This is a genomic window from Parasutterella sp. St.1A3 (assembly GCF_059728705.1).
Genome location: NZ_BAAGFK010000001.1, coordinates 1,506,764 through 1,531,285, shown reverse-complemented (window position 1 = coordinate 1,531,285; position 24,522 = coordinate 1,506,764). Strand labels below are relative to the sequence as shown.

The following is a 24,522-nucleotide window of genomic DNA, read 5'->3' as shown; positions in this document are numbered from 1 at the left end:
ACTCCTGAGGTGAGATTGAGTGGGGTAAAGAAAATTCGGACAATAATTCCCCTGTTCGGATGTTTTTAAGGCATCCGATTGAGAAAAGCGGTTAATTGATTTTTAGGACCGGGCTTCAGTCTTTATGCAGGACGATTAACTTTGGTCCCTGATCAGCATTTGAGTGTCGATATTCATGATAGGGTCTCTTTTCTTGGAATCTGATAAATCTATTGTGACCTGCTTCACAAACTTCAGACATGCGGTTTTTATTTGTCAGCCTTCAAAAATTACAATGTCTTTTGTATTCAATAAGATATATTTATAAATTCAGTGTTTTTGAGACAAATTAGATTGATCGCACAGTTATTTGACTATAGGATTAATCCTATCGACTCCATCCCACACCCGACGATATGAAGCAAAAGGATAATTTGCTTGCCTGGCGCGCACTTGCCGTGACCGTAGAGACAGGCAACATCACACAGACTGCGCTGCTTTTGGATTTGGACAGCGCGAAGGTCTCGAGGCTGATTGCCGGATTAGAAAAAGAGATTGGTTTTGAGCTTTTAGTTAAAAACCGCAGACCCTTTATCCCGACGGATCGATGCCGGCAGATTCTCCCGATGGTCCTTCCGCTATTAGACGGGTTCAGCAGGCTTGATGAGTTCTGCGCGGGGACGGCGCAGAAGATACTGATTCGGTTTTCTGCGCCCGTGGAGATGACTCAGCAGTTTTATTCTCAGGAGCTTCTTCAGTATTCTCATCTGAACCCTCGGATTCAGTTTTCCATGCTCCCCGAGATGACGGTTCGCGAGCTTTTAGCGGGTGACACGGATGTCGCGGTGGTGAACCAGTCGCCCGCGGATCAGTCAGAGATTGTCGCGCGTCATGTCGTTTCCAACTCTACGCCGGTGTTTGCGTCTCCGCAGTGCTTGGAGGTTCATGGTGTTCCGCGCACGCCGGAAGATTTAAGTCGGCACGTCGGTCTGCTGCAAGTCATGCCCAACAATGCGCCGACAATGATTTTGTATCGGGACGGCGTCGCGAGCAATATTATTCACTGGCAGAACATTTATCTCAGTCACGATCAGTTTCTGATCAGAAACATGGTGTTGAATCATCAAGGCATTACGCCGGACCTCTATCTGGGACATGTGGTGGAAGAGCTCAGACAGGGGAAGATCGTTCCGATTCTTCCCGGCTGGGAGCGGCAGAACTGGAACATGCACATTTTGGCCAGACGAGACCGTTATTTGTCGGATCCGGTGATTCGTGATTTTGTGAACTGGTTTTCTCAGGTGGAGAACAAGCAGTGTGTTGAACGGATTATGCAGGCAAGAAGCGCGATAGAGGAGGCAAGATCCAAGGGGTTCGCAGAGAATTATGAGTGAGACGGCAGATTCTCTTTGGATAAAAGATCGGTTTTATGCGCATGGAACACGCTTTTTGATGAGTGAACTGATCACTATCAGCGTCGAAAGCGCTTTTAAAGAATCGAAAAGCCGCCGGTGAGGGCGGCTTTAGAGAGGATTTAAATTACTTTAGCGCGGATTGTCCGGAGATCCTTCCGTAAACCATCGCATCGGCAATACCGTTTCCGCCGACACGGTTTGATCCGTGTACGCCTCCGGTGACTTCACCGGCAGCAAACAGGCCCGGAATGACCTTACCGTTTTTATCCAGCACTTGGGCATTCGTATTAATTTGGATGCCGCCCATCGTATGGTGGACCGCAGGCACCATCGGTGTGGCGTAATAAGGGCCTTCAGTCATCGGCTGATCGTCTTTGGTGGATTTCTTAAAGCCGAAGCTGTCTTCTTTGACTTTGCCGGTTACAGCATCGTTGTAGCTTTGGATAGCGGCTTTAAGTTTCTTAGGATCCATACCGGTCTTTGAGGCAAGCTCTTCAACCGTATTACCGGAGAATGCCTGTCCGAGTTTGATCATTTCGCCGATGGTCAGATTCTTGGACTGATAGTCAAGGCTCGGGTATTTCACATGGTTGGAAACAATCCAGTATTTTCCGCCTTCCTTGAAAATAGCCTTGCAGAGAGTGTCGCGGGCGGCGTCTTCGTTAACGAAACGATCTCCCTGCGGAGTCAGGAAGATGCGGTTTCTTCCGCTTGGCCAGCTGGACATAATGCCGGTCTTGGGCGTGCCGCCCGGATGCAGCTGAATGTCGTCGAGATCGATAATGTTGGCGCCAACCTGCTCTGCGAGTTTAAGACCGTCGCCTTGGGATGCTTTGAAATTGTTTGTGCACGGAATGTCCTTATCGAGTTTGACTTCTTTCCATACGCCGGTGTTTTTAGCCTGTCTGAAGTCGACGTTGGAGCCGAATCCGCCGGTCGCAATGATGACACCCTTAGAAGCAAAGAACTTTACTGTTTTGCCGTCATTTTTGCCTTCGACTCCGATGACTCGACCTTGTTCGTCCTTAATGAGACTTACGGCCTGAGTGTCGGTAAATACCTTAACTTTATCCGGATAGGCTTTGATAAAGCGACTCAGTGCATTGACGTAGCCGAATCCGCCTCCCTGAGCTGCATGTCCGCGCTGGTAGAGACCGCCGACAATCGTATGGACTTTAGGGCCGAAACCGAGGCCTTTGCCTTCAAGCCAGTGCATGGTTCCCGGCGCTTCTTCTACCAGGCGTTTGGCGAGTTCGGGATTATTCTTGTTGTGGCCTCCGCGCATAGTGTCCTGGTAATGTTTCTCGATACTGTCGGTGACGCCCTGGCGATTTTGACGTTCCGGGTCAACGGCGTTGTATCCGCCGCCCGACACTGCGGTCGATCCGCCAAGGTAGCCTAATTTCTCAACGATGACGGCAGTGCCGCCGGCTTCAATGACTGAAGCGGCTGCTGCGAGGCCTGCGCCGCCTCCTCCAACGATCACAACTTCAGACTTATAGGAATCGTTCAGCGGAGCTTTGGCGATTTTGGACTGGAATTTAGAAAGATCGGCTCCGGCCTGTTCAAGATTTTTTTTGACTGCGTACTTCAGCGCCATACTGGTGACAGAGGCGCCCGTGATGTTGTCCACATTGACGCTCTGATTACGGATCATTTTTTTGGAGAGATCCGTGATCGCGAATTTACCGACTCCGCTGCTTTCACGGCTATCGGTCAGGATGTTTGCGATTTTGCCGTCCTTCATAATGACATCAACGGTCATCGGTGCATTGTGCGCCTGCACGGTGTATGAGAAAACCTTATTGGCTTCTGCGTTAACAGAGCCTGCCGCGAGCAGCGCAGCAACAGCTGCAGTTAATTGAAACGCTTTTGAGTTCATTGATTTCTCCTTGGCTTCAAGTGAATTAGAGGTTGGAAAAATTTTATGAAGTTTGCGGAATTTGTTTTTTTAAAACGACTGTTTTCGGATGATATTGATAAAATCATCAATATAAATTGATAATTAAATCAATCTCTATTGAGAAGACAAAATGAAGGCTTGTGATCAGATTGACAGCTGGAAACTTTTTATCGCGCTCACTCAGTTAGGCAGTATTCAGAAGGCGGCAGAACGCTGTCAATGTGATTCTGCGGAAATATCACGCAAATTATCAAAGCTTGAGAAGGAACTGAAGTTTCCTCTTTTAGACCGCAGTTCGCGGCCGTTTCGTCTGACGCAGGCAGGAGCTGAGATTCTGCCGTTGGTTGAGGATATGCTGGATCGGCACGCTGAGATTCTGGAAATTGCGGAGCAGAAGACGGACAAGGATCGGGCGGTCATCAGAATGATGATTCCGGATACTTTTGCAAAAATTTCTCATTCGCTATTTTTTGAATACTCGAAGTATTTTTCAGGGCATAGGATTCAGGCGATCTGTCCGGTTAATACGGAAAACTTCAGAAGAGGAGCCGCGGACATTGCGGCCGTGACGGGCAATGTGAATATGCCGGAGGCTGTGCTGATTCCTCGAGGCAGGATGCTTTTCATACCGGCCGCATCTCCGAAGTTCCTGAAGAAATATGGCCGGATTGATGATCCCTCGAGGCTTGCGGAAGTTCCGGTCGGTCATACCTTTGCCGGCGACAGAAATTCCTTTACGCCGTTCAACAGTCTCATCCGAGGAGGAGAGCGGCGGAGCATCACTCTGAATATGCCGATTCAGTGGACGAGTATGAGTTTGATTTATGAAGCGGTACTTGCCGGTGATTGTGTTTCTCCCGGTTTCCCGTTGTTTTACATCATTGATGATTTGAAGGCAGGGCGTTTGGTTCCGATTCTTGACGGCTGGCATCGTGCGTCGCAGGTGAACTATTTAGCGTGTCATCGATCGCGATGGAATGTTTCATATGTACGCATCTTTATGAACTGGTTTGCGGAGAAATTTGCTGAAAAAGAAGCCGGGTACGAGAAAGACTTTGCGGATTTATTTGGCGAAGAGCTTTTGCACGAGTACATGACTTCCTAAACGGAATGTTTTTTGGTTCAGGCGTGTGTAGCCGAAGAATTAGAGGTTATGTGATGGGAGGTAGCGTAAGTTCTGTCATCCGAACTATCTTCTTGACACCGGTGCCCTGACTTCTCTCTCGAAAAATCTCATAATCGCTTCGCAGAAGATATTAATTGTTCTGGTGTCCAACCGATTGTTTTAATGAGTTTGAAATTTTATAGAATAAGACTGACCTCAGAAAATCCACTAAATCTCAATGGAAACCGCGTTTGAAAGAACGAAGCACTTTAAAAGCCGTCGTTTGACGCTGCTAAAGACGGTGTGCGCTTTTGTGCTGGCTTTTTTGTTCACGTTTTTTCAGCTGCTTTGTGTACCTGCTAATGCCAAGAACCAAGAAACTGTAATAAAAGTCGGTATTCTCAATACCATTGATCCGTGGTTCTTCGTTTGGAGCTTTGGTGATTCTATTGAACACCTCAGAAAAGATAACCCTAATTTGAAGATCGAAAGCCGAGAGCTGTCGTTTTCAGAACTTCAAAAGGCTATTGAAGCAAAAGAATTGGATTTTTTTATCGCGCCTAGCGGTTTTTTTGCTTTTGTGTCTGAGTCTGCTGGGGCGGCTCAGTTGGCGACCTTTCACAGAGAGCTCGCTGCAGATCCGGGAAAGTCGGTTGGTTCTGTCTTTGTGAAGCGGGCCGGAGATGAGCGCTATAAAAAGCTGGCAGACCTCACGCATGCAAGAATATCCGCAACAGATTCCAACTCTTTTGAAGGCTGGATCATCGCAATCGGGGAGCTGAGAAAACAGGGGTTGGATATTGAAAGAATTATCAGGAATGCAGTCTTTACCGGCTATGGGCTTCCCGATGTTCTGACTTTTTTATTAAACGGATCGACCGATGTTGGTGTATTAAAGGCCTGTGAGCTTGAGCATCTGATAGATGAAGGAACCATTAAACAAGATGATTTTGAAGTCATTGGTGAAAAGACGACTTCGGAATTGAAGTGCCGGGTTTCGACTCATCTTTATCCGGATGTCGTTTTTGCTTCTCTTCCAAAAGCGCCGTCTGCCTTAGTGAAGGCGTTCTCCGTCTCGCTTCTTACAATGCCGAAAGTTGGCGACGGAACGTGGGGATTTGCGAGCGACTTCAGTACGGTTCATGAACTCTACAGAACTCTAAGGCTTGGTCCGTATGAATATCTCCGACATTTGACGCCGACAGCGCTGCTTTATGAATACCGATATGTCTTTTACGGATTCCTTGCTCTTTTGCTTCTTGCACTGTTCTACATATATGCGGTGAATAAATTAGTAAGGAGGAGAACGAAAGCGCTTCAGGTTGCGCTAGAGAAGAAAGAGAGGGCTCAGGAAGAAGCAAGAAATGTTCAGGAGAGATTGTTTCAATTGGAAAAGGCAGGCATTGTGCAGGAGCTCTCGGCAATGTTTGCACATGAAGCTCATCAGCCTATAGCGTCTCTGATTAACTATTCAGAAGGCCTGAAAATGTACTTTTCTCAAAATAAGGAGAAAGAGGATTCGACCGTATCTGAAGCATTAGAGGAAATGTCCGCTCAGGCAGAAAGACTTTCTCAGATCATAAATCGAGTGAGACGTTACGCGAGAAAAGAAAAAAGGCTGCTGTCGCCGGTGAAATTGAATGAAGTCGCAGAAACAGCGCTTAATCACGTCGTTAAAACGAGAGGGGCTTCTAAAATTGACTTCAGGATTAAGGCTGAAGAAGATGCGTACGCACTGGCAGATTCCCTAGAAATTGAATTGGTGCTGGTTAATTTTCTGAAGAATTCAATAGCGGCACTCAACGATAAGAACGGAGCGAGAGTTGAAATCCAAATTGGCAGGCAGGGTGTCTTTTGGAAAATGTCGGTTTTAGACAATGGAAAATTTGTCTCTGACGATGAATTCGAAAAACTCTCTCAGCCTATTCGCAGCAGAAAAGAGAATGGTTTAGGCATGGGGCTTTCTATCTGTAAGGTGATTGCCGAAAATCATGGCGGAAAAATAATGTTTGAAAGAAGGTCGTCCGGAGGACTGATCGCTTCAATTCTCCTGCCGCAGTTAAATGAAGGTAAGCAAAATGGAAACTAAAGACAATCAGCCGTTGGTTCGTATTGTTGACGACGAAGAAACGATTAGAAAATCTGAAGAATTTATTCTGAAAATTGCCGGAATTGACAGCGTTTCCTATTCAAGTGCGGAAGATTTCCTCAGCCGCGCAGATTTAGAACGACCGGGATGCATCGTTGCGGATCTGCGTATGGACGGAATGGATGGGTTGGAAATGATGGATGAGATGAAGCGACGCGGGTTTGATCTTCCAATTGTTTTTTTAACAGGGCACGGAACTGTTGAGGCTGCAGTTTTTGCTTTGAAAGGTGGCGCTTGTGACTTCCTCCAGAAACCAATCAAGCCGGAGATCCTTCAGGAAATTGTCAAAAAACTGATTCAGAAGAATATTGATGATCGTCGTCTAAGCCAGTACCGAGAACAGAAAAAAGAGCGTTATCAAGAATTGACTGAGCGAGAAAAGCAGATTTTTGAGCTCGTCGCGCAAGACAAAATGAATAAGCAGATCGCTATGGAATTAGGAATCGCCGAGCATACCGTAAAGATTCATCGGGCCAATGCGCTTAGAAAGCTTGGCATAAGAACAGCGATTGAGGCTCATAATTTTCTTAAGGAACTGTCGTACTCATGCTGAGAAGAAATATCCTAGGCTCTCTTGCTGCATTGCCGTCCATGGCGTACGCCTTTGACTTAAAGAAAATATTAGATGCCGGCAGGAGTTCTTATGACGTTATTGTTGTTGGTGCCGGAGCCGCTGGATTAAGTGCCGCAGTCGAAGCGGCTAACACCGGAGCCAGTGTTCTGGTCCTTGAGAAGGCTCCGGATATCGGAGGAAATACGCTGATATCAGGAGGCTTTTATAGTTCTGTTGATAGAAAACTGCAAGAGCCGTTGGGCATCAATGACAGTGAGGAACTGTTCTTTGAGCAGACATACGAGTACGGCGGTTCAATTGCTGATAAGAAACTTGTTGAGCACTTGGTAAAGAATGCCGAAAACTCTCTTCAGTGGCTTGAGAGTTTGGGAATGCATTTCCAGCCTAGAGTTTTTGAGCTGTATGGGGCTCATTGGCCGCGAAGTCACATACCGGTCCTTCCGCTTGGTCAGGGATATATTCGAACACTTTCTTCAGCCGCTCTTGATCGGGGTGTGGAAATAAAGACAAGATGTTCTGTTGATGAACTGATTGTAGAGAGCGGCCGTATAAAAGGAGTGGCGGCCGCAACGGATAATGGAAGAAAATTTTATTTCTGCAGAAAAGGGGTTGTTTTGGCTTCCGGCAGTTTTGCTGCTAACTCTCAGCTCGTAGAGAGATTTGCACCGAAGCTTGCAAAGCTCACAACCAACAACACTCCATACAGCACCGGAGAAGCCATGATGGCAGCTAATAAAATCGGCGCCGATCTGGTAGATATGGAATTCATCCAGTGTCTTCCGGGCTGTCCCCCGGGAAAGAAGCATCGAGTCCGATTCCACAACGACGTCTCAAACTTCGTATTGGTCAATCATGAAGGGAAACGTTTTATCAATGAAGATGCTTCTAGAGATGATCTTCGAGATGCCGTTCTTAGTCTTCCTCAGCGATATGCCTTTTCGATTATCGATGGTCAGGGTTTCCGCAAAAGCGGAATACTGGTTCAAAAAGAAGCGGTTATAGCCAGAGAAGCCGGAGAGGCTTGGAACGCTTCATCAATTGAAGAATTAGCCGTCAAAATAAGCGTTCCGCCCTCAAATTTGGTAAGCACGATTCAAAGCTATAACGACGGAGTTTTAAAGAAACAGGATTCTCTGGGTAAGAAAATAACTCCCCTTACGCTTTGCCTGAAAGAACCGCCGTTTTGGGCTTGTTTTGCCAGTATGACGATCCATTACACAGAGGGCGGGCTAAGAATTGATGAAAAAGCCAGATGCTTAGATAAAGCAGGAAAGCCCATAATCGGCCTCTATGCGGCAGGAGCCGTCACCGGAGGCGTTCACGGCAGGAATCGTCTGGGCGGTAACGGTCTTGCGGAAGCCATTGTATTTGGCCGCACTGCAGGAAAAAGCGCGGCAGAGCGCATATAAAACAGAAACTGCCTCAAGAAGATAAACTCCTTGAGGCGGATCGGGTTAGCCGGATGTTTTACTTAACGAAGTTAAGTGCTGCGATTCTGCCGAATACCAGTGCGTCCGGTACCGCATTGCAGCCGACTCGGTTGGTTCCGTGGATTCCGCCCGTAACTTCGCCGGCAGCATAGAGTCCGGGGATGACATTTCCGGCTTCATTCAGGACCTGAGCTTTTTTGTTGATTGTGACGCCGCCCATCGTATGGTGAACGGACGGAGTCATAAGAGTTGCGTAGTAAGGTCCGCCTTCATCGAGTCTGTGGTCATCCATGCAAGTCGGACGGCCCATTTCGTCACCGGTTCCTTTCTTGCAGAATTCGTTCCAGCGCTTGACGGTTTCGACTAAATTCTTGCCATTGATGCCGGCCTTTTGAGCAAGTTCTTCAAGTGTGTCCGCTTTATAGGATTTGCCGGATTTAAGAATGTCAGCGACTTTAACTCCGTATGCATTGCGGCCGTCCTTGTCGACAAGGGCTCTCTTTGCAGAGGAAATCACATAGAAAACACCGCCTTCCTGAGCAAGATTGGCTTTTGCAAGAACGTCACGTCTTTCAGACTCGTTGACATAGCGTTTGCCGTTCTTGTTGACATAGATACAGGAGTTTTCTCCAAGTTTGAAGCTTGTGGCGCCGGTAGTCGGGTCGCCGGCCGGGAACAGCTGGATCCAGCCCATTTGAGTTAAGCCGGCGCCGGCTTTTTTGGCCAGACTAATACCGTCGCCTGTGGCTGAAGGCAGGTTGGTAGTCGGTGTGGTTTCGCCGAGTTTCTTGCCCCAGAGTTCATCGTATTCATTGCGCATCTTCACATTGGCGCCGAAACCGCCTGTCGTTAAGATGACACCGTCAGCAGCATTTAAAACGTACTTAGTGCCGTTCTTAGCCTGAGCCATAACGCCTGCAACGCGGCTGTCTTTGATGATCAGATCGTTAGCTTTTGTACTGAGAAGGATTTGAACAGGGAGGTTCTTGTCTTTGATGTACTGAAGGAATGTGTCTACATAGCCAACACCGGACTTAAAGTTGGCAGCTCTGTTAGAGCGCGGCCAAAGTGCGCCCACGAACTGGTTTGCATTAGGTCTCCATTCAAAGCCGATGCCTTCAAGTTCCTTCATCATGGACTTGACATTCTGAGTCAGGGTGTAGACAAGCTCAAGATTAGCTTTTCTGTCGCCCGACTTCCATGTCTGGAGCGCATGCAGTTCAGGAGAGTCGAAGAGTTTGTTCGAGCCGGAGGCCGTGTATTCATTCCATTGTTTTTTGAGTTTGTTGATCAGTTCCTGATGAAGAGGATTGAGGGGCTTTTCGGCTAAGATGCCTTCCACAATCTTCTTTTGACCTTCGGTCATTTTGATGTTGTCCTGATTAACGTTGGCGACGTTAAAACAGCCGCCGGAGACAGAAGTGTTTCCGCCCGCAAAACCGTTTTTCTCAAGAAGGACAACTTTCTTTCCAGCCATTGCAGCTGTGACGGCTGCAGACAAGCCTGCGCCGCCCGCTCCGACAATCACGACATCAGCATTTTCAACTTTTGTCTCGCTGCTCTGAGGCGCTTTTGCAGCTGCTTTGCCAAATTCTTTAACGTCTAATCCTGCCTGCTTTAAGCAGTCTCTAACGGCAGCTTTGATTGCAAAGCTTGAGAGTGTGGCGCCGGAAATATTGGCAACGTTATAGGACTGATTTTTAACGATGTTGGGCAGCAGCTCTGTTTTTGTCTGGTCTGCGACAGGATGTGTTTCAGACCAATCAAGAATCTTGACATCAGCGATCTTGTTGTCTTTGATTTGAACCTGAACCTTGATTTCACCATTTCTGCCAACTTCACTCGCGGTATATGTGCCGTCTTTTGCGTTAACGGCTGTATAGCTGAGTGCAAGTGCGCATGCAACAGATAGTGCGGTAAATGTTTTCATGTGTTCCTCCTTGGAATAACAATGAATGTATTTTAGGAAGGAGATGAATTTTTATATATTGCATCTTGGTTCTAGCACTTAGGTTCTAGAGCATAAAGAAGAGCAGCTTTGACATTCCGTTGAGGACATATTAGAGCAGTGGAGATGATTCAGTTATCGCACCTGTTGCAGCGCTGATTCTCCTGTATTGCGATACGACCGGTCTTTACACCATTCTTCTCAAAAAAATCATTGAAATCTTTTTATGACACTTAAGTGTCATAAAAAGATGTACAATAAACTCAGTTTTCAAGGAGAGTTTATGTCTGACTCGTTCGAAGTAGAAACCAAATTCAGTATTGAAGACTTGGTTCGACTGACCGGATTAACCAGGCGAACAATCCGTTTTTACGTTCAGAAAGGATTGCTAAAGGGGCCCGAAGGCGAAAAGCGCGGCGCTTATTACACCACTGAACATCTTGAAGAACTTTTGCGGATCAAGCGCCTGAGTGAAAAGCACGTTCCGCTGAAAGAAATCAAGGCAGCAGCGGATGAAGTCGAAGTTAACCCGGATGTAGGAAGGATTTCCGTGTGTTCGCACATCTGTGTCGGCTCCGGTCTGACACTTGTTGTCGATCACAGTGCGGCTCGAATTCAGGGAGAGGAACTGAAAGCTCTGGCCTCAGAAATCGTCGAAATCGTTAAAAACTTAAAGGCAAATGGTGAGAAAAATGATTAGAAGACCCGAAGGAAAAATTAATTCACCGCTTCAAAATGTCGTTTGGAAGGCAGAGATTTCCGGCCCCCTGATGACTTATACATCGATTCAGCATTATCGTAACGACAGCAGTAATCCTGTAGAAATTGTCTATAGTTTCCCGCTTCCCTACGGAAAGAGCGTCATCTCTAAATTCCGTGTCACGATCAACGGAATCACTCGTGAAGCCAAGGTTTACGCCAAAGAGGAATCGAAGGAGCGCTATGAGGACGGGATCGAATCCGGCGATACACCGATTCTGCTTGAGATTACAGAAAAAGATTTCTGCACGGTTTCGCTCGGGAACATTAAGCCCGGAGAGACTGCAAGTGTTGAGCTTGAGTATTTCCGTCTTTTAGAGTGCTGCGACGGTCGTATTCGTTTAACGATTCCGACTGTGATTGACGATCGCTACGCATCGAATTGGCAGGATATTCCTCAAAATGAGCATGAAATCACAACGAATATTTTTGCCGATTACGGCTGTAAAGGCTTTATTCGAGTTAACGGTGAGTATGCTGACGCGGCCATTTCGTCTCCCACACATCAATTAACGACAAAGAGAATTCGGGACGGATTGGAAGTTCAAATAACTTCAAGCCTTGACCGCGATATTGTTCTTGACATTAAAGCTTCAGCTGCAAGCAAAGTCTATCTGGCAAAAGATGAAAGCGGTTATGCAGCTCTGGCGAATTTTAAGACGGCCGACTCGCAGCAAAGTTCGGATCTGGATTTGACAGTTCTCGCAGATTGTTCCGGTTCTATGTATGGTGACAGAATGGAGTCGCTGAAAGCCTGTCTGAAGGAATTTAGCCGTACGTTGTCAAAAAAAGATCAAGTGGCCTTGATCGCGTTTGGAAGTGAACCAGAGCTGCTGTGTCTGCCAACGAACATACATTTTGATAACGTTGATTCAGATTTTGAATCCGCTGTTGATGAGCTTGACGCCGAACTTGGCGGAACAGAGATATACGACGCAATGAAGTCCGCGGTAACCCTTCTGCCGGGACGAAATTCAAAAAGCTCGATTCTGCTTCTGACGGATGGAGAATTTTGGGATGATCCCGAAAAGATTGCCCAACTTGCCAAGGAAGGCGATCGACGCGTATTTATTCTGGGCATCGGTATGGCACCGTACCATAACGCTCTTCAAAAGATTGCTGAAGAAACCGGCGGCGCGTATGAGTCTGTATATAACAAGTACGATATTGAGTCTGCGGTTAAACGGATGTGCGCTCGCATGCGTTCGGCGGTCATTTCCGACGCTAAAGTTCGCTGGAATGCGCCCGTTCAGTGGCAGTCCGAAACACCTAAGACATTGTTTGCAGCCGACCTTGTTTCTGCTTTTGCATTTTTGAGTGATAAACCGGAAACGGCGGAGCTCTGCTTTACAAAGTATGGGGATTCGCATGTCGAAACGGCAAGCGTTTTAGAAGGCGATGTTGGGTATAAGCTCTGCCAGCTTGCAGCCTGCCAAAGAATGATTGCGTCCAAGAACAGGGCTGAAGTAATGAGAATCGGTCTGAAGTACAGCATTGCAGGGCCGGAGACAAATTTCTTCCTTCTTGTGGAAAGAGACGAAGCGGAAAAAACAGACGCTGCGCCGACCCTGGCAATCGTTCCGCAGATGCCGGCTGCAGACGGAATATGCTATTCAATGGCGGCACCTCAGCTCTCAAAGTCATCTTCGAGAAAACCGGCACGAAAACCTTCACGAAAAGCTTCAAAGTCAGAACGAAGCTCAGTTAATCTAAATTATTGTATGGAAAGTGTGTCGGTATCAGCCTGTGAGATGGATGAAGAACCCGAGGAGTGGCCATATCTGCATAAGCCGTTAGACGCTGATACGCGCCTTGAATTGGCTCAGCTAATTGACGATTTCGTTGATGCTAATGAGGATGTGCGTCAGTTAATCGATTTGCTCGGTGATATACATACCTTGTCTCTCGAGGAGTTATTCAACGCCATAACACAACTGGCGCAAGATGAGCCGGCATTTCTGGAAGTGTTCCTCAGACACAGAAGTTTCGTACCACATTCAGGTCAAGAGCGGGATGATTCATTTGGCCAGCTTTTATTTGTGTTCTTCTTGGTCTCAGCTCTAAACGTGGTTCATGGTAATTCGTTTGAATTGTCAGAGGCATTTGATGACTGGATAGAGAGACTAGAAGTTAAGGATGTACAGGATTTCAAAGAAAAGCTTGGTCTGTAAGATATGCAAATTGCCGGTTAACTAAGTTCGGCCAATGATGTTAACGCCGCAGATGATTGTTTTTATGATCATTTGCGGCGATTTAAAACTGAAAGCGGGTAAAGAAAGAGGAAACTTTTTCAAGGTAACGAAAACTATTAATCGACTATCATTCTCACCTAAAACGATTAAAAGAAAGCTAGACGACACGATAAAAGTCAAACTCTTCGTAAAGGGAAATTAAGTCGATACGGATGGAAATAAACGATGAGCTGGCTGAGCCTAAGAGGTGATGTTCTTAATGTTCCTTAAAAAATCCTTCGTGTCTAAGAAATAATTTGGATATGCTCTTTTTATGTCTCTCAAGTTTCCAGCTGACATCAAGACTACTGCCGTATTCATATCGTTTTTTGTTTCCTGCTCTTTGGTATAGTAAAAACTCTCTGCATCAGACGGATCATCGAAAGCGGTCAATCGAACTTGTCCACGATCTGCAAATAGTTGAATAACTTGATAACCCAAAAAGTTCTTATTGGTAGTCTGGATATGTTTCGTTGAAACTGCGATACCCTCCAGCTTCTTAAGAACGGATAGTTCATTTTCCAAGTCTTTAAATTTAGCAATCAACTCAGACTCAGAATTATCTTTAAATTCTTCAATCACTGGGCTGTCTTCATGAATAGAGAATAATGCGCTGGCGATTTTGAAGAATTTCTTTATTTTTTCATCCCCTTCGCCGCTTTTTAAGGAACATTTTTCTAACATCCCGAGTGTTTCGACAGCAGTTGCCCAAGAGTGTTGTAATTTTGTCCTTATTTGTAATTCAATGCGCAGGTCATTAAATTGTGGGTGTTTTACGTTTCGGTACTTTACTACCTGATGAAGGCTTCTGTATCCGTCCGCTTTAGGTGTTTCGATGTAATTATTCGGAGGCAAAACAAGTTGATGCTTAAATTTACTACTATTCAGTTCACTGTAAAGCCTCGAGACATCGTGTATCGAATTCAATACAACTCTAATTCCTCCGATGTCCTGCATTCTATCCAGGTCCATTGAAGGGAATCGTTCGAGTTTGCTAATAATCGAAGGTGTGCGCTTTAATCTCTGAGCAACAATAGGAGCGGAAAATTTTAAGTCCTTAACCTTCTTGCGGAGGAATGCTTGTAGTGTATTGATAGGTACTGCGTGAACTGCTCTCCAGTTGCTTAATGTCATGAGCGCATCTGATTTGTCTTCGTTGCCCGCAGTGCTAACTAGAACTTTTCCCGCTTTCCTGACGGAGGAGCGAGACGGAACCACGTAGCTATCTATCTCCATTGCATTTCTCCTTTACTTCTTTCGAATTTTAACAAACGCATGATCTTCTCAGCGATTATCCAACAGAGTTACATTCAATAAGAAAGCCCCTCGGAAGCGGCATCTGATAAGTGTTGAGAACGGGATGTCGTCATCGTCAATATTGTCAAGCGGCTGTTTGACTGCTTTTTTTACTGGCGCGTTTTCAAATTCATTGTCGGAAACTGAATTTTTTTTTAGAGGTTTGTCGCTGACGTGTTCTTTCCTGATTTCAAGCAGCTCGACCCTTAGTAACACGTTCTAAGATTTCTTTTGCCACAAGGGATGTGCTAGGTTCGAACGACGTAACCAGATTGACACGATCAGCGACTCGGATTGTTCTGTCGTTGGCTTGATACTCCTCAGGTGCATATTGAAGAAGGAAACCGATTTCACGCCCCGCAAGATCGGGGAATAAATAGGCCTCCTGATCGTTTCCGCTGCGGTCTTTGACCGTGCTCTTGACGGCGTTAACATTTTTGAGGCGATGGCATGTCAGCATGGACATGAACATGTCACGCCCGAAATTTTCCGATCCGTCCTTTTTGAAAAGACAAAGATTAATATTCGCTCTGCCTTCGTGGGCAACGAAAATGACCTCAAGCATCTGAGCGCCGCTGCGGGTGAGGTAAGTGCGGGCTGCCGTGATCTGTTCAGCGAAGGCGCCGGATTTACGGATGTTGGGTGTCTGGCTGTCTGCACGGGCAGCTGCTTTTGTGTCGAGTTGAAAATTAGCAATCATTGATTAACTCCGTTTTGATTGATAACAGTTTGAACTGACAATTGATTTTCTGTTACGTAATAAGGGAGTAAAGAGTGCTTTTTCAATAGGCCAACAAGCTTTTAATCTTTTATTGACAGTTCCCGAGCCTGATGAATATTCCCTGATAAATTCTGCTTCATTCTTGCACGCTCATGCGATAGTTAAAGTCAGCTATAACCTGAAAATTCTAGAAGCTGGTCTTACTGCACTGGAATTTAATTCTTTTATATACCCGTCTGTTTCCAAAATGGAAAGTTATATTTCCGTCGGATGCTAGCGGACATAACTATTTATTGCGACACTGAGGATGTTTTTTACCAAGGAGTTAAAAGTGTCAAATTTAACAACTAAAATCGCCGCAGTATCCTGCACTTTAGTTATCGGCCCGTCTATGGCTTTTGCAGCTCCGGCTCAAGAGTGCGATGTTGTTATCATCGGCGCCGGCGGTGCCGGTATCAGTTCCGCTATCGCTCTGAAAGAGGCAGGAAAACAGAAGGTTTGTCTAATCGAAAAAATGCCGTTTGTCGGCGGTGCGACGAACCTTGCCGCTACCTACTTTACCGTCATTAATACAAAGGAGCAGCAGGCGGCTGGTAAAGGTCAGTCGATCGAAAACTATTTGGAAAGTAAAAAGAAACAGAACTATCCGTACGACATGGACCGACTCAAAGAGTTCTCCGAATCCTCTCAAGAAGCGCTCGACTGGGTGAACAAAATTGGCGCGAACATTACCCGTCCGATGAGCTCCTATCAAATGGGTACGGCAGACGGAAGAAGTCTTGGCAATGCACTGATCCTCGCGATGAAGAAGAAACTCGACGAAAGCGGTGTCGTGCCGATGCTTTCCACTAAGGCTACCAAATTAGTCACCAAGGACGGCAAAATTACCGGCGTGATGACTGAAGGTAAAGACGGAGAAAATCTTCTTAAAACAAACTACGTAATCGTTGCTACCGGCGGATACTCATCCGGTCAGGAAGTTCTTAAGAAATTCGCACCGGAATGGGCGGGGCTGCCCTCTACGTCAGCGGTAGGTTCCACCGGAGATGCTGTTGGTTTGCTAGAGCCGCTCAATGCTAAATTTACACACATGGATGTGCTTCGTTTAAATCCGTCAGTGCATTCCTCTAACGGTCAGCATTACAGCTTATCCGCAGCGCGGGCCGAAGGCGGCATCATGATTAATGCCGAAGGCAAACGCTTCTGCAATGACTACTTCCCGGATTACACACAGCTGTCAAAATGGATGCTGGCTCAGCCAGGCGGTTACGCATATATCGTGATTGACGATAAGGCGATGCAGAAATCAAAACGTCTTCAGGGCTTTAAAGCAAAGGGCTTTTTCCTCGAGGCGCCTACAATCCCAGAATTGGCGAAGAAAATGGGCGTGCCGGAAAAGAATTTGGTCGCGACCGTTGAACGCTACGCGGGTTTCGTGAAAAACGGCAAAGACGAAGATTTCGGACGTAAGCACAATCTGTCTTTAGACTTTTCCACGGGTCCCTTCTATGCGGTAAAAACGACTCCGGGAGTTCAGGTTACATTGGGCGGCGTTCAGGTCGACAAAAATCTCCGCGTAGTCGGCACCAATGGCAAACCGATTCCCGGCTTATATGCGGTCGGTGAAGTTGCCGATGACGGATTGTTCGGTACAGGCCCGACACACATCAATGTGTATTACGGGAAAAAAGCTGCGGAGAACGTGTTGGCTGAAGAAAAACTTCGTTAAAACCTAGTCGGTAATGGGGATTCCGAACTTACGGAACACAGTTTTCCACCTTTTTTCGGAATCCTCAAGCTCCCGTTTCTGATACCAATGAGCAAAAATCGAGACAGCGGAATCCTCCGGCGTTTTTGCGGGAAAAATAATGAATTTTCTCCAGGGCTCTCGATGCCAGCCGGGCAGGACAGGCACGAGAGTACCTTCAGATAATTTGTCCTGAATAAAACTTGCAGGCAAATCAACTGAAATACCTTCTGCCGTCATGACAGAGGCAAAAGAAGAATAATCGCTACTGTAGATTTTTTTAAATCCGGCAGACTCGTCGACAGAAAATTTTCTTTCAATATGCTTTTTGCCGTTAGCGTCAACGGTAAACAATTCCATTCTGTCAAGATCAAATACTTTGTCCCTGTTGATCAGGGCATGACATTCCGGGTAGAAGTCCTTTCTTCTAAATATTAATTTGTGGCGAACGAGTTCATCGATCGTTTTTGGCACACCGTACTTCTCTAGGTAGACAGGGGATGCGACCATAAAATTAAAGCAGCGTCCGCAGGGCAGTTTTGTTAGTTCGGCATAATCAGGTTTATAGGACATCTGCACGACATCTGCTTTTCCGTCTTTTATGTCCAGATGCGACAGCCCGGTGCGGAGCTCAACTTCAATACCGGGATATTCGGCCTTGAATTCGTTGATAAATCTCAAAACATGAGGTGCTATAGAAGTGGTGGATAAACTGAAGACAATTGTCTGAGTTGATCTTCCCACCTTTAATTGCTTTGCGACGGATTCAAGGCGGTCAGCGACCAATATCATGTCCCTAATAAGAGGGATCAGTTTAATCGCATATTCCGTCAGTTCCATCGGGCGGGATTTACGTTTAAGAAGCTGAGTACCCAAGCTCTTTTCTAATTTTCCGATCAATTTGGAAGCGTTTGATAAAGAAATGTCCAGCTCAACACTCGCCAGAGTTATGGATTTCCGTCGGTATATCGCTTCCAAAATCCGCCAAGGTTTCAAATTATCAAAAGTTTCATTCATATGCGTTTGACCGCATGGCAGGTGCCACGCGGTCACGTCCGATTAAGTTTATAAAACAGCAGCTACCTCACTGCGGCTTCTTTACCTGTAATTCTGCCGTAAACGGCCGCACAAGATAAGCCGCTGATGCCTCCGCCTCCTAAGTTTGCCTGATAACCGAGATGTCCGCACACATCTCCGGCGGCATAGAGCCCAGGAATCGGTTTTGATCGTGTATCCAGAACTTGACCTTTGGTATTGATCTCCAAACCGGAGTAGGAGGTATAAATCCTCGGTTCGGCTTCAAACGCGTAGAACGGACCTTTATCAAGAGTCTGAAGCAGTTTGGTACGGCCAAAGTGTCTGTCTTTGCCTTTCGCAACGTCTTCGTTGTAATCCTTAACCGTTTGAAGAAGTCCGTCGACATTAATTTTCTCGCCTTTAGCAAGCGTTTCGAGTGTCGGATATTCGTGAACGACTTCAGTTTCAAATAACGGTTTTAAGCAGCCGTTGCGATATTTTTCAAAGGTTTTCGCGTCAAAAATCCAATAGCCGACCTTGTAGCCTTTTTCCACCATATTGTGGGTGCATGCAAGATAACCTCTGCTTTCGTCCTGAAAACGCTGTCCTTCTTTATTGACAACAATAATCGGCGCTTCTGTCAGAGGCAGTCCCATTGACTGTCCCTTGTGCGTACCGACGAAGAGCATATTCATTCCGAATCCGTTGGTTTCAACAATCATCTGAGCACCGATGTCGGTAGCCGCTCGGATACCGTCTCCTACATTCATCTTTGATCCTAGAGAGGGGACACCTTCCAGGTAGGGATGGTATCTTTTCACCATTTCCGGTCCGTTGGCAAAGCCGCCTGTCGCAAGGATGACACCGCCTGTCGCACGGATATTGAATGTCTTGCCTTTTTCCTCAACGACAGCACCGATAACGGGAGCGCCGAGCTCTTTGCTTTCAGTAATTAAAGAGACGAGTTTGCTGTTTGTTTGAATGACTACTCCGGCTTTAAGCGCTGCCTGGTTCAGAGCTTTGATCAGCTCAGGAGATCCGCGTTTATATCCGGGCGCTACGTAATGTACGCGTTTTCGGTTTCCGATCCCCTGTACCGGCTGGTCTGTGAATTTGACACCGAGGCTTTCCAGCCAGCGCATTGTTTCTACGCCGTTTTCATAGACGGTGCGGGCGACGGTGGTATCCCGCTTGATGAATCGATTAGCAGCAACCCCGCGGTCAACAGCGTCTTTCCAGTTAATTTCCAAAGAATCATCAATGCCGGCATTTTTTTGTTTGTCAGTGCCCCCGATGTAGTAACCGGCACCCGACATGACCGAGTGGCCGCCCAGATATGCTGCTTTCTCGAGCAGGAGTACGTTTTTAGCACCGTTTTGTTTTGCAGAGATGGCGGCAGTGAGGCCTGCCATTCCGCCTCCGAAAACCAGTACATCTACGGTTTTGTTCCACTGCGTATCCGCATTTTTGGCAAAAGCGGCCGGCATTAGGCCCGTCATGGAAGCGACGGTCAAAAAGGTTCTTCTCTTTAGCATGTGATTCTCCAAAGTGATTGAGAATCACAGGATATTAGTAAGGGTTAATTTGAGCTATATCTACTTGGAAATACATCTTTCCAAAATGGAAAGTTGAAGATTTTTAAAGTTGAGAATGCATCACAAGATTTAATACTCCGTCTTCATTTCGAATAAATCTGCTTTCGAAAATAGGTTATTCGGCGCTTTTTTTCGTAAAAACTCACGAAACGCTTCTGCCGTCTACAAAAAAGAACCTCGGGTATTTAGGGACAGGGGCTTGTTTTCAGCGACGGAAACAGACTCTTTTTTATGGTGGATAAGAAAGCAGGCATAATAAAGACATCCAATTAAAATGGAAAAAGCATCAGTGAACGGGTTAGAGCAAATGATGATTGAAAAGTCGAAGAAGCTGCCTCTGGGGACATCAGACTTTACAGCGTTAAGGCTGTCTGATGAGATATACGTGGACAAAACCGCAATGGTTTACGACCTTGCTTCTGTTCGGGGGAAGTACTTCTTAGCTCGTCCCAGAAGGTTTGGTAAGTCTCTGCTTATATCAACATTTGAATCTCTCTTTAAATATGGTCTGAGAGATTTCCAAGGCCTTGCGATTGAAAAACTGTGGAAAGAAGAGAAGACCTACAATGTAGTGAGGTTGGATTTCTCAGAAGTAAAGTCTTCTCTTGGTTTGGAAAAGTTTAGAGAAGATCTTAGGGATCGGGTCATTGATAACTTTTTTCAAGTGGGCTTCAGATATAACCCAATAAGTACATCGGTCTTCAGTCAGTTATCGGCATGGATGAAAAAACAGCCGGCCAATTCGTTGGTTGTATTGATAGACGAGTACGATGCGCCGCTGACTTCGTGTCTAAACGACGCAAAGTTGTTTGAGACGGTGAGAAGTGTTCTGTCAGAGTTTTACGCGATCCTAAAGTCCAATGATGCGGCGCTGCGTTTCGTTTTTATTACCGGTATTACCAAGTTTAATAAGACAAGTATTTTTTCTGAACTTAACAATTTATCTGATATTAGTTTGAGTCCGAGGTATGGCAGTTTGCTTGGTTATACTCATGACGAAGTAAGGAAGTATTTCTCTGAATATTTGGAAAAGTCCGCAAATGCTCTAAGTATTCCAACGAATACTTTGTTAGATAAATTAACACTTCAATATGATGGATTCTGCTTTGAGAGAACCGTTAGTCAAAAGGTATTTGCTCCTTGGTCTTTGCTGAAGTTCTTTAACGAACCGGAGAGCGGATTATTAGATTATTGGTTTGAAAGCGGGGGTAAGCCTTCTGTTCTGGTTGAGTATTTGAAGTCACATGCGCTCAGACATCCTGAAGAGTATGGACGCGAGAAAACAATCTCTTTATCTTCTTTGTCCGGATCTTCCGATGTTGAAACTCTGTCGGATATAGGGCTTTTAACGCAAGCGGGATATTTAACAATAAAATCAATCAAGTACGGAGATACGGTGTTTCTAGACTATCCGAATCTCGAAGTTCGTCGGGCGATGGCGCAGCTTTATATAGAACGTCTGCTGCAAGGCAGAGTGGCCGGTCAGGTAGGAGCCGGTCCGATAGTCAAGGTTTTGAGTGAAGAGTCGGCGGAGTCGTTGTTTCATATCCTTAACCGCCTTTTCTTGGCAATTGACTATAGGAATTATCCGGTTCGTGATGAATCCTCTGTGAGGGCTTATGTGCAGGTATATTGTGCCGGAGCAGGGCTGGATCCGAGGGCAGAACATCATAACGCACATGGCAGAAGCGACCTTGAAGTCAAGGCTGGAGATCGGCATTGGGTGTTTGAGTTTAAGGTTGTTCGCGAGGGTGAAAGCGAAGAGCAGAAGTTGCAGGAGGGCGCTGAGCAGATGGTGTCTAAGCGCTATGGTCAGCAAGAGAGCGGTCCGGAACGGAAGCGGATTGTGCTCGTTTATTCGATAAAGTCAAGACAATTTGTTAAGTGGCGTGAGATAGAGGATTAGGGCTTCCATAGTTTTGGCTCTTTCTAATAGGGCAAGATAAAATTAAGAATAACCCCATGCTGAAAAAATGATTATAAAAAGGGGAATAAAATTTAATTAATTTTTAACGAAGCTATACTGTGGTATAGAAGGCTGTATTTCATTTTGTTATGGAAAATCCTAATCAAATTTGCTTGAACAACGGTCAGAAGTATGTTTAGAATTATTTCATCAAACTAAAAACGAGAAAGAAATGCGAAACGGCAACCTCGAAAAACTCATTTACCCCCCCCCAGCGGCGTTGCGCTGATTGTGGTATAGCTTCTTCTTTTACAGAGAAAAATTCGTGCAGTGTTTTAGACCGTCGTCTCAATTTTGAGGACGGTTTTGCTGTACCTGTAATCGCTTTAAATACGACATTTCAAGCTTCAGAAAACGATAGAAGCGCTTGGAATGACACAAAAAGACCTCTGATAGGTTCGTCCATTCAAAAGGATCGAATTGTCGGAGGTTTTTGTTTATTCAGCTTTGGTTCGAATTTGAGAATTGGTGCGTTAGTTCAGCACTGAAAGAATCCCGTGCAAACGGGTTTGTTAGTCAGTGGCCGAAAGAGCACCTATCAGATTAAAGAACTGAGGAAAGATGTTCTTAGGCTGCTTTTTATTCCTAGGAGTATTTTTATATGAATAAATTTAAAGTTACATTGTTGACATCAATGATTTTGTCGGCGACGGCATTTACGAGTCAGTCTCAAGCAGCTGTTACTACTACAACGTATACGCCAACTTATGGACAGGTAGCTGGAGGAGGGACGGCAATCGGTGGGGATACATATGCCGGAGATAACTCTGTTGCACTAGGTGCTCATGCATCCACCTCTGACAGAACGCAAACGAGCGGATCGCAGCCAAATACGCTGTATTATGGGGCAGTTGCAATCGGAAACTACGCTAAAGCAGGGGGTGACTATTCGGTGTCAATTGGAAACGCCGCCGCAGCTGGGCGCTATTCACTTAGTTTGGGACCAAACAGTACAGCATCTGCAGCAAACTCTGTAGCTTTGGGGCACCATGCGGTAGCCGATCGCGTCGCCGGTACTTTTGGCACAGCGAGTGAAGCAGTCTCCTTCGGCAACGTTGAGAAAACCGGAGCAACATGGGTTTCAAATTATGGTGTAGCCTCTATTGGTTCCAACACTGCGAGTCGTCAGTTGACAGGTCTAGCTGCCGGTTCTCAGGACAACGACGCGGTTAACGTCGCTCAGCTGAAATCTCTGCAGCAGTCTTCTGTTTTCGGTCAGGGTTCAAGCATTGAGATTCCGGCCAGCGAAGACGGCTCCACCCCCGCGGTTAATGCAGTCAATGCCTCAGTGTTAGGTGACAGCGGCAAGGTGATGGCTGACGCAGGATCGGCCTTTGGTGCGAATTCCCAGGTTCAGATAGGAGCTAAGGGAGCGGTGGCAATCGGCGCTAACTCAATTGCCACATCCAGACTTGACGCGAATGGAGCCGCTCCTACCGGATATCTTATGCCAAGTGAAGGCGTAACGGATCAATCTGTTTGGCAGGCAGATGTGAATCATGGCGTAGTTTCCTTTGGCGGCAGCTACGAAGCTGATGACGGTACAGGAAATACTCAAACTGTTACTTTCAACCGCCAGCTCACAGGTGTAGCCGCCGGTTCTGAAGACAACGACGCAGTCAACGTTGCTCAGTTAAAGGAAGTTAACAATCAGGTTCAGGGTTTGGTCTCTGGTCAGACAAAAGTTAGTACGATTGATCTGGTGGCCGATCCCGGTGATCCGGAGAACGGAGTTGAGCCTACGGGAATTGGCTTAAGATTTGAGGCCGCCAGCACTTCCGCAAGAGCTGCTTCTCAATCCGAAGGCGATAATGTTGGTCGCTTAGCGTATACCGATACCGATGGGACGGTTAGACGAGTGGCTACTATGAGTGACGGTATTCTCCTCAGCGGCGGTACAACGACATCGGGCGGAGCAGCGGTTGAATCAGTTAAGGTTGGTCTCGATCAGGGAATCTCCTTCCTTGGTGAAGATGGTTATCTCACAACTGAAGTAACCGCCGGTGAGAACGGCGGAGCAGTTGTGAAGATCGGAACTACTCAGGAACTGAAGAACCTTTTAGCTAATTCCGGAAACACGGGAGACACAGGCAACACTGGCGGTTCAACCGGTGGCTCGACAGGTGGTTCTACTGGCGGTTCGACAGGTGGTACATCGGGCGGCTCCAGCGGCTGGACTCCGACAGCGGCTCAGCAGGCGGCCATGAACGGTACTTTCGAAAACGGTATCAATGTCGGTGCCGGCGGCGCTGTGACAATTGCTGCCGGAGAAGGTAATCAGGCGATCACTCTTCAGCAGAACAACGTCAACATGGGCGGAAACCGCATTCAGAACGTTGGCGCTCCGATCGCGGCAACAGACGCGGCCAACAAACAGTATGTTGACAGCACAGCCAACAGCCTCAGAAGCAAGATTCATGATGTGGATCGTGATCTGAGAGCCGGTGTTGCAATGGCGATGGCTGTGGGCAACCTGCCTCAGGCGTATATGCCCGGTAAGTCGATTCTTGCGATGTCCGCAGGTACTTACCACGGCCAGGGCGGTTTTGCGCTCGGTCTGTCGCACGCCACAAATGACCGCAACTGGGTCTTCAAGGGCGCAGCCTCTGTGGATACACGCGGAAACTTTGGCGGCACACTCTCTGCCGGCTATCAGTTCTAAAGAGAACTAAGTGAAACGGCGTCAG

Annotated in this window: 16 protein-coding genes; 10 read left to right on the top strand and 6 right to left on the bottom strand. The window is 46.5% G+C overall.

Annotated elements, in window-relative coordinates; all coding sequences use genetic code 11:
- Positions 1–395 precede the first annotated feature (395 nt).
- Complete coding sequence (locus tag AC6I1F_RS07145; protein WP_497801697.1) at positions 396–1,373, top strand: LysR family transcriptional regulator; 978 nt, start codon at positions 396–398, stop codon at positions 1,371–1,373.
- A 145-nt stretch (positions 1,374–1,518) separates the two neighbouring features.
- Here the strand turns inward: AC6I1F_RS07145 and AC6I1F_RS07140 are convergent, their stop codons facing one another.
- The gene (locus AC6I1F_RS07140; RefSeq protein WP_289163923.1) at positions 1,519–3,276 is read right to left on the bottom strand and encodes a flavocytochrome c; all 1,758 of its coding nucleotides are present in this window, start codon (positions 3,274–3,276) and stop codon (positions 1,519–1,521) included.
- Between the two features lie 151 nt (positions 3,277–3,427).
- On the opposite strand from AC6I1F_RS07140, the gene AC6I1F_RS07135 reads away from it, so the two are divergent.
- The 4 genes from AC6I1F_RS07135 (at position 3,428) to AC6I1F_RS07120 (ending at position 8,534) form a co-directional block, all read left to right on the top strand.
- Positions 3,428–4,402: a LysR family transcriptional regulator gene (locus AC6I1F_RS07135; protein WP_160335894.1), complete on the top strand. Its 975-nt coding sequence runs from the start codon at positions 3,428–3,430 to the stop codon at positions 4,400–4,402.
- A gap of 238 nt (positions 4,403–4,640) precedes the next feature.
- Positions 4,641–6,491 (top strand): sensor histidine kinase, encoded by a 1,851-nt coding sequence (locus AC6I1F_RS07130; RefSeq protein ID WP_290448973.1) that lies wholly within the window; start codon positions 4,641–4,643, stop codon positions 6,489–6,491.
- Complete coding sequence (locus AC6I1F_RS07125; protein ID WP_289163920.1) at positions 6,481–7,104, top strand: response regulator transcription factor; 624 nt, start codon at positions 6,481–6,483, stop codon at positions 7,102–7,104. The genes AC6I1F_RS07130 and AC6I1F_RS07125 overlap by 11 nt, the downstream gene beginning before the upstream one ends.
- Positions 7,098–8,534, top strand: coding sequence for an FAD-dependent oxidoreductase (locus tag AC6I1F_RS07120; protein ID WP_290448974.1), 1,437 nt, complete (start codon positions 7,098–7,100; stop codon positions 8,532–8,534). The genes AC6I1F_RS07125 and AC6I1F_RS07120 overlap by 7 nt, the downstream gene beginning before the upstream one ends.
- Before the next feature lie 58 nt (positions 8,535–8,592).
- Here the strand turns inward: AC6I1F_RS07120 and AC6I1F_RS07115 are convergent, their stop codons facing one another.
- The gene (locus AC6I1F_RS07115; RefSeq protein ID WP_251570169.1) at positions 8,593–10,485 is read right to left on the bottom strand and encodes a flavocytochrome c; all 1,893 of its coding nucleotides are present in this window, start codon (positions 10,483–10,485) and stop codon (positions 8,593–8,595) included.
- 301 nt (positions 10,486–10,786) lie between these two features.
- Between AC6I1F_RS07115 and AC6I1F_RS07110 the strand changes: the two genes are divergently transcribed.
- Together AC6I1F_RS07110 and AC6I1F_RS07105 are read left to right on the top strand one after the other, a co-directional pair.
- Positions 10,787–11,203, top strand: coding sequence for a MerR family transcriptional regulator (locus AC6I1F_RS07110; RefSeq protein WP_251570171.1), 417 nt, complete (start codon positions 10,787–10,789; stop codon positions 11,201–11,203).
- Complete coding sequence (locus AC6I1F_RS07105; RefSeq protein ID WP_251570172.1) at positions 11,196–13,433, top strand: VIT domain-containing protein; 2,238 nt, start codon at positions 11,196–11,198, stop codon at positions 13,431–13,433. The genes AC6I1F_RS07110 and AC6I1F_RS07105 overlap by 8 nt, the downstream gene beginning before the upstream one ends.
- Before the next feature lie 261 nt (positions 13,434–13,694).
- Here AC6I1F_RS07105 and AC6I1F_RS07100 read toward each other — a convergent pair whose 3' ends face one another.
- Both AC6I1F_RS07100 and AC6I1F_RS07095 read right to left on the bottom strand, forming a co-directional pair.
- A complete protein-coding gene (locus tag AC6I1F_RS07100) occupies positions 13,695–14,729 on the bottom strand; it encodes a RelA/SpoT domain-containing protein (protein WP_251570173.1) in 1,035 nt (344 codons plus the stop codon).
- A gap of 250 nt (positions 14,730–14,979) precedes the next feature.
- Positions 14,980–15,489 carry a hypothetical protein gene (locus AC6I1F_RS07095; RefSeq protein WP_251570174.1) on the bottom strand — a complete coding sequence of 170 codons (510 nt, stop codon included), beginning with the start codon at positions 15,487–15,489 and terminating at the stop codon, positions 14,980–14,982.
- Positions 15,490–15,841: 352 nt separating this feature from the next.
- Between AC6I1F_RS07095 and AC6I1F_RS07090 the strand changes: the two genes are divergently transcribed.
- Entirely contained in the window at positions 15,842–17,239 is a 1,398-nt protein-coding gene (locus tag AC6I1F_RS07090) for an FAD-dependent oxidoreductase (RefSeq protein ID WP_251570175.1), read from the top strand.
- A 3-nt stretch (positions 17,240–17,242) separates the two neighbouring features.
- Here the strand turns inward: AC6I1F_RS07090 and AC6I1F_RS07085 are convergent, their stop codons facing one another.
- Positions 17,243–18,274, bottom strand: coding sequence for a LysR family transcriptional regulator (locus AC6I1F_RS07085; RefSeq protein WP_251570176.1), 1,032 nt, complete (start codon positions 18,272–18,274; stop codon positions 17,243–17,245).
- A 62-nt stretch (positions 18,275–18,336) separates the two neighbouring features.
- On the bottom strand, positions 18,337–19,809 hold the full coding sequence (locus tag AC6I1F_RS07080) for an FAD-dependent oxidoreductase (protein ID WP_290449031.1): 1,473 nt from the start codon (positions 19,807–19,809) through the stop codon (positions 18,337–18,339).
- Positions 19,810–20,143: 334 nt separating this feature from the next.
- On the opposite strand from AC6I1F_RS07080, the gene AC6I1F_RS07075 reads away from it, so the two are divergent.
- On the top strand, positions 20,144–21,775 hold the full coding sequence (locus AC6I1F_RS07075) for an AAA family ATPase (protein WP_497801696.1): 1,632 nt from the start codon (positions 20,144–20,146) through the stop codon (positions 21,773–21,775).
- A gap of 661 nt (positions 21,776–22,436) precedes the next feature.
- Positions 22,437–24,497 (top strand): YadA family autotransporter adhesin, encoded by a 2,061-nt coding sequence (locus AC6I1F_RS07070; RefSeq protein WP_497801695.1) that lies wholly within the window; start codon positions 22,437–22,439, stop codon positions 24,495–24,497.
- Positions 24,498–24,522 lie beyond the last annotated feature (25 nt).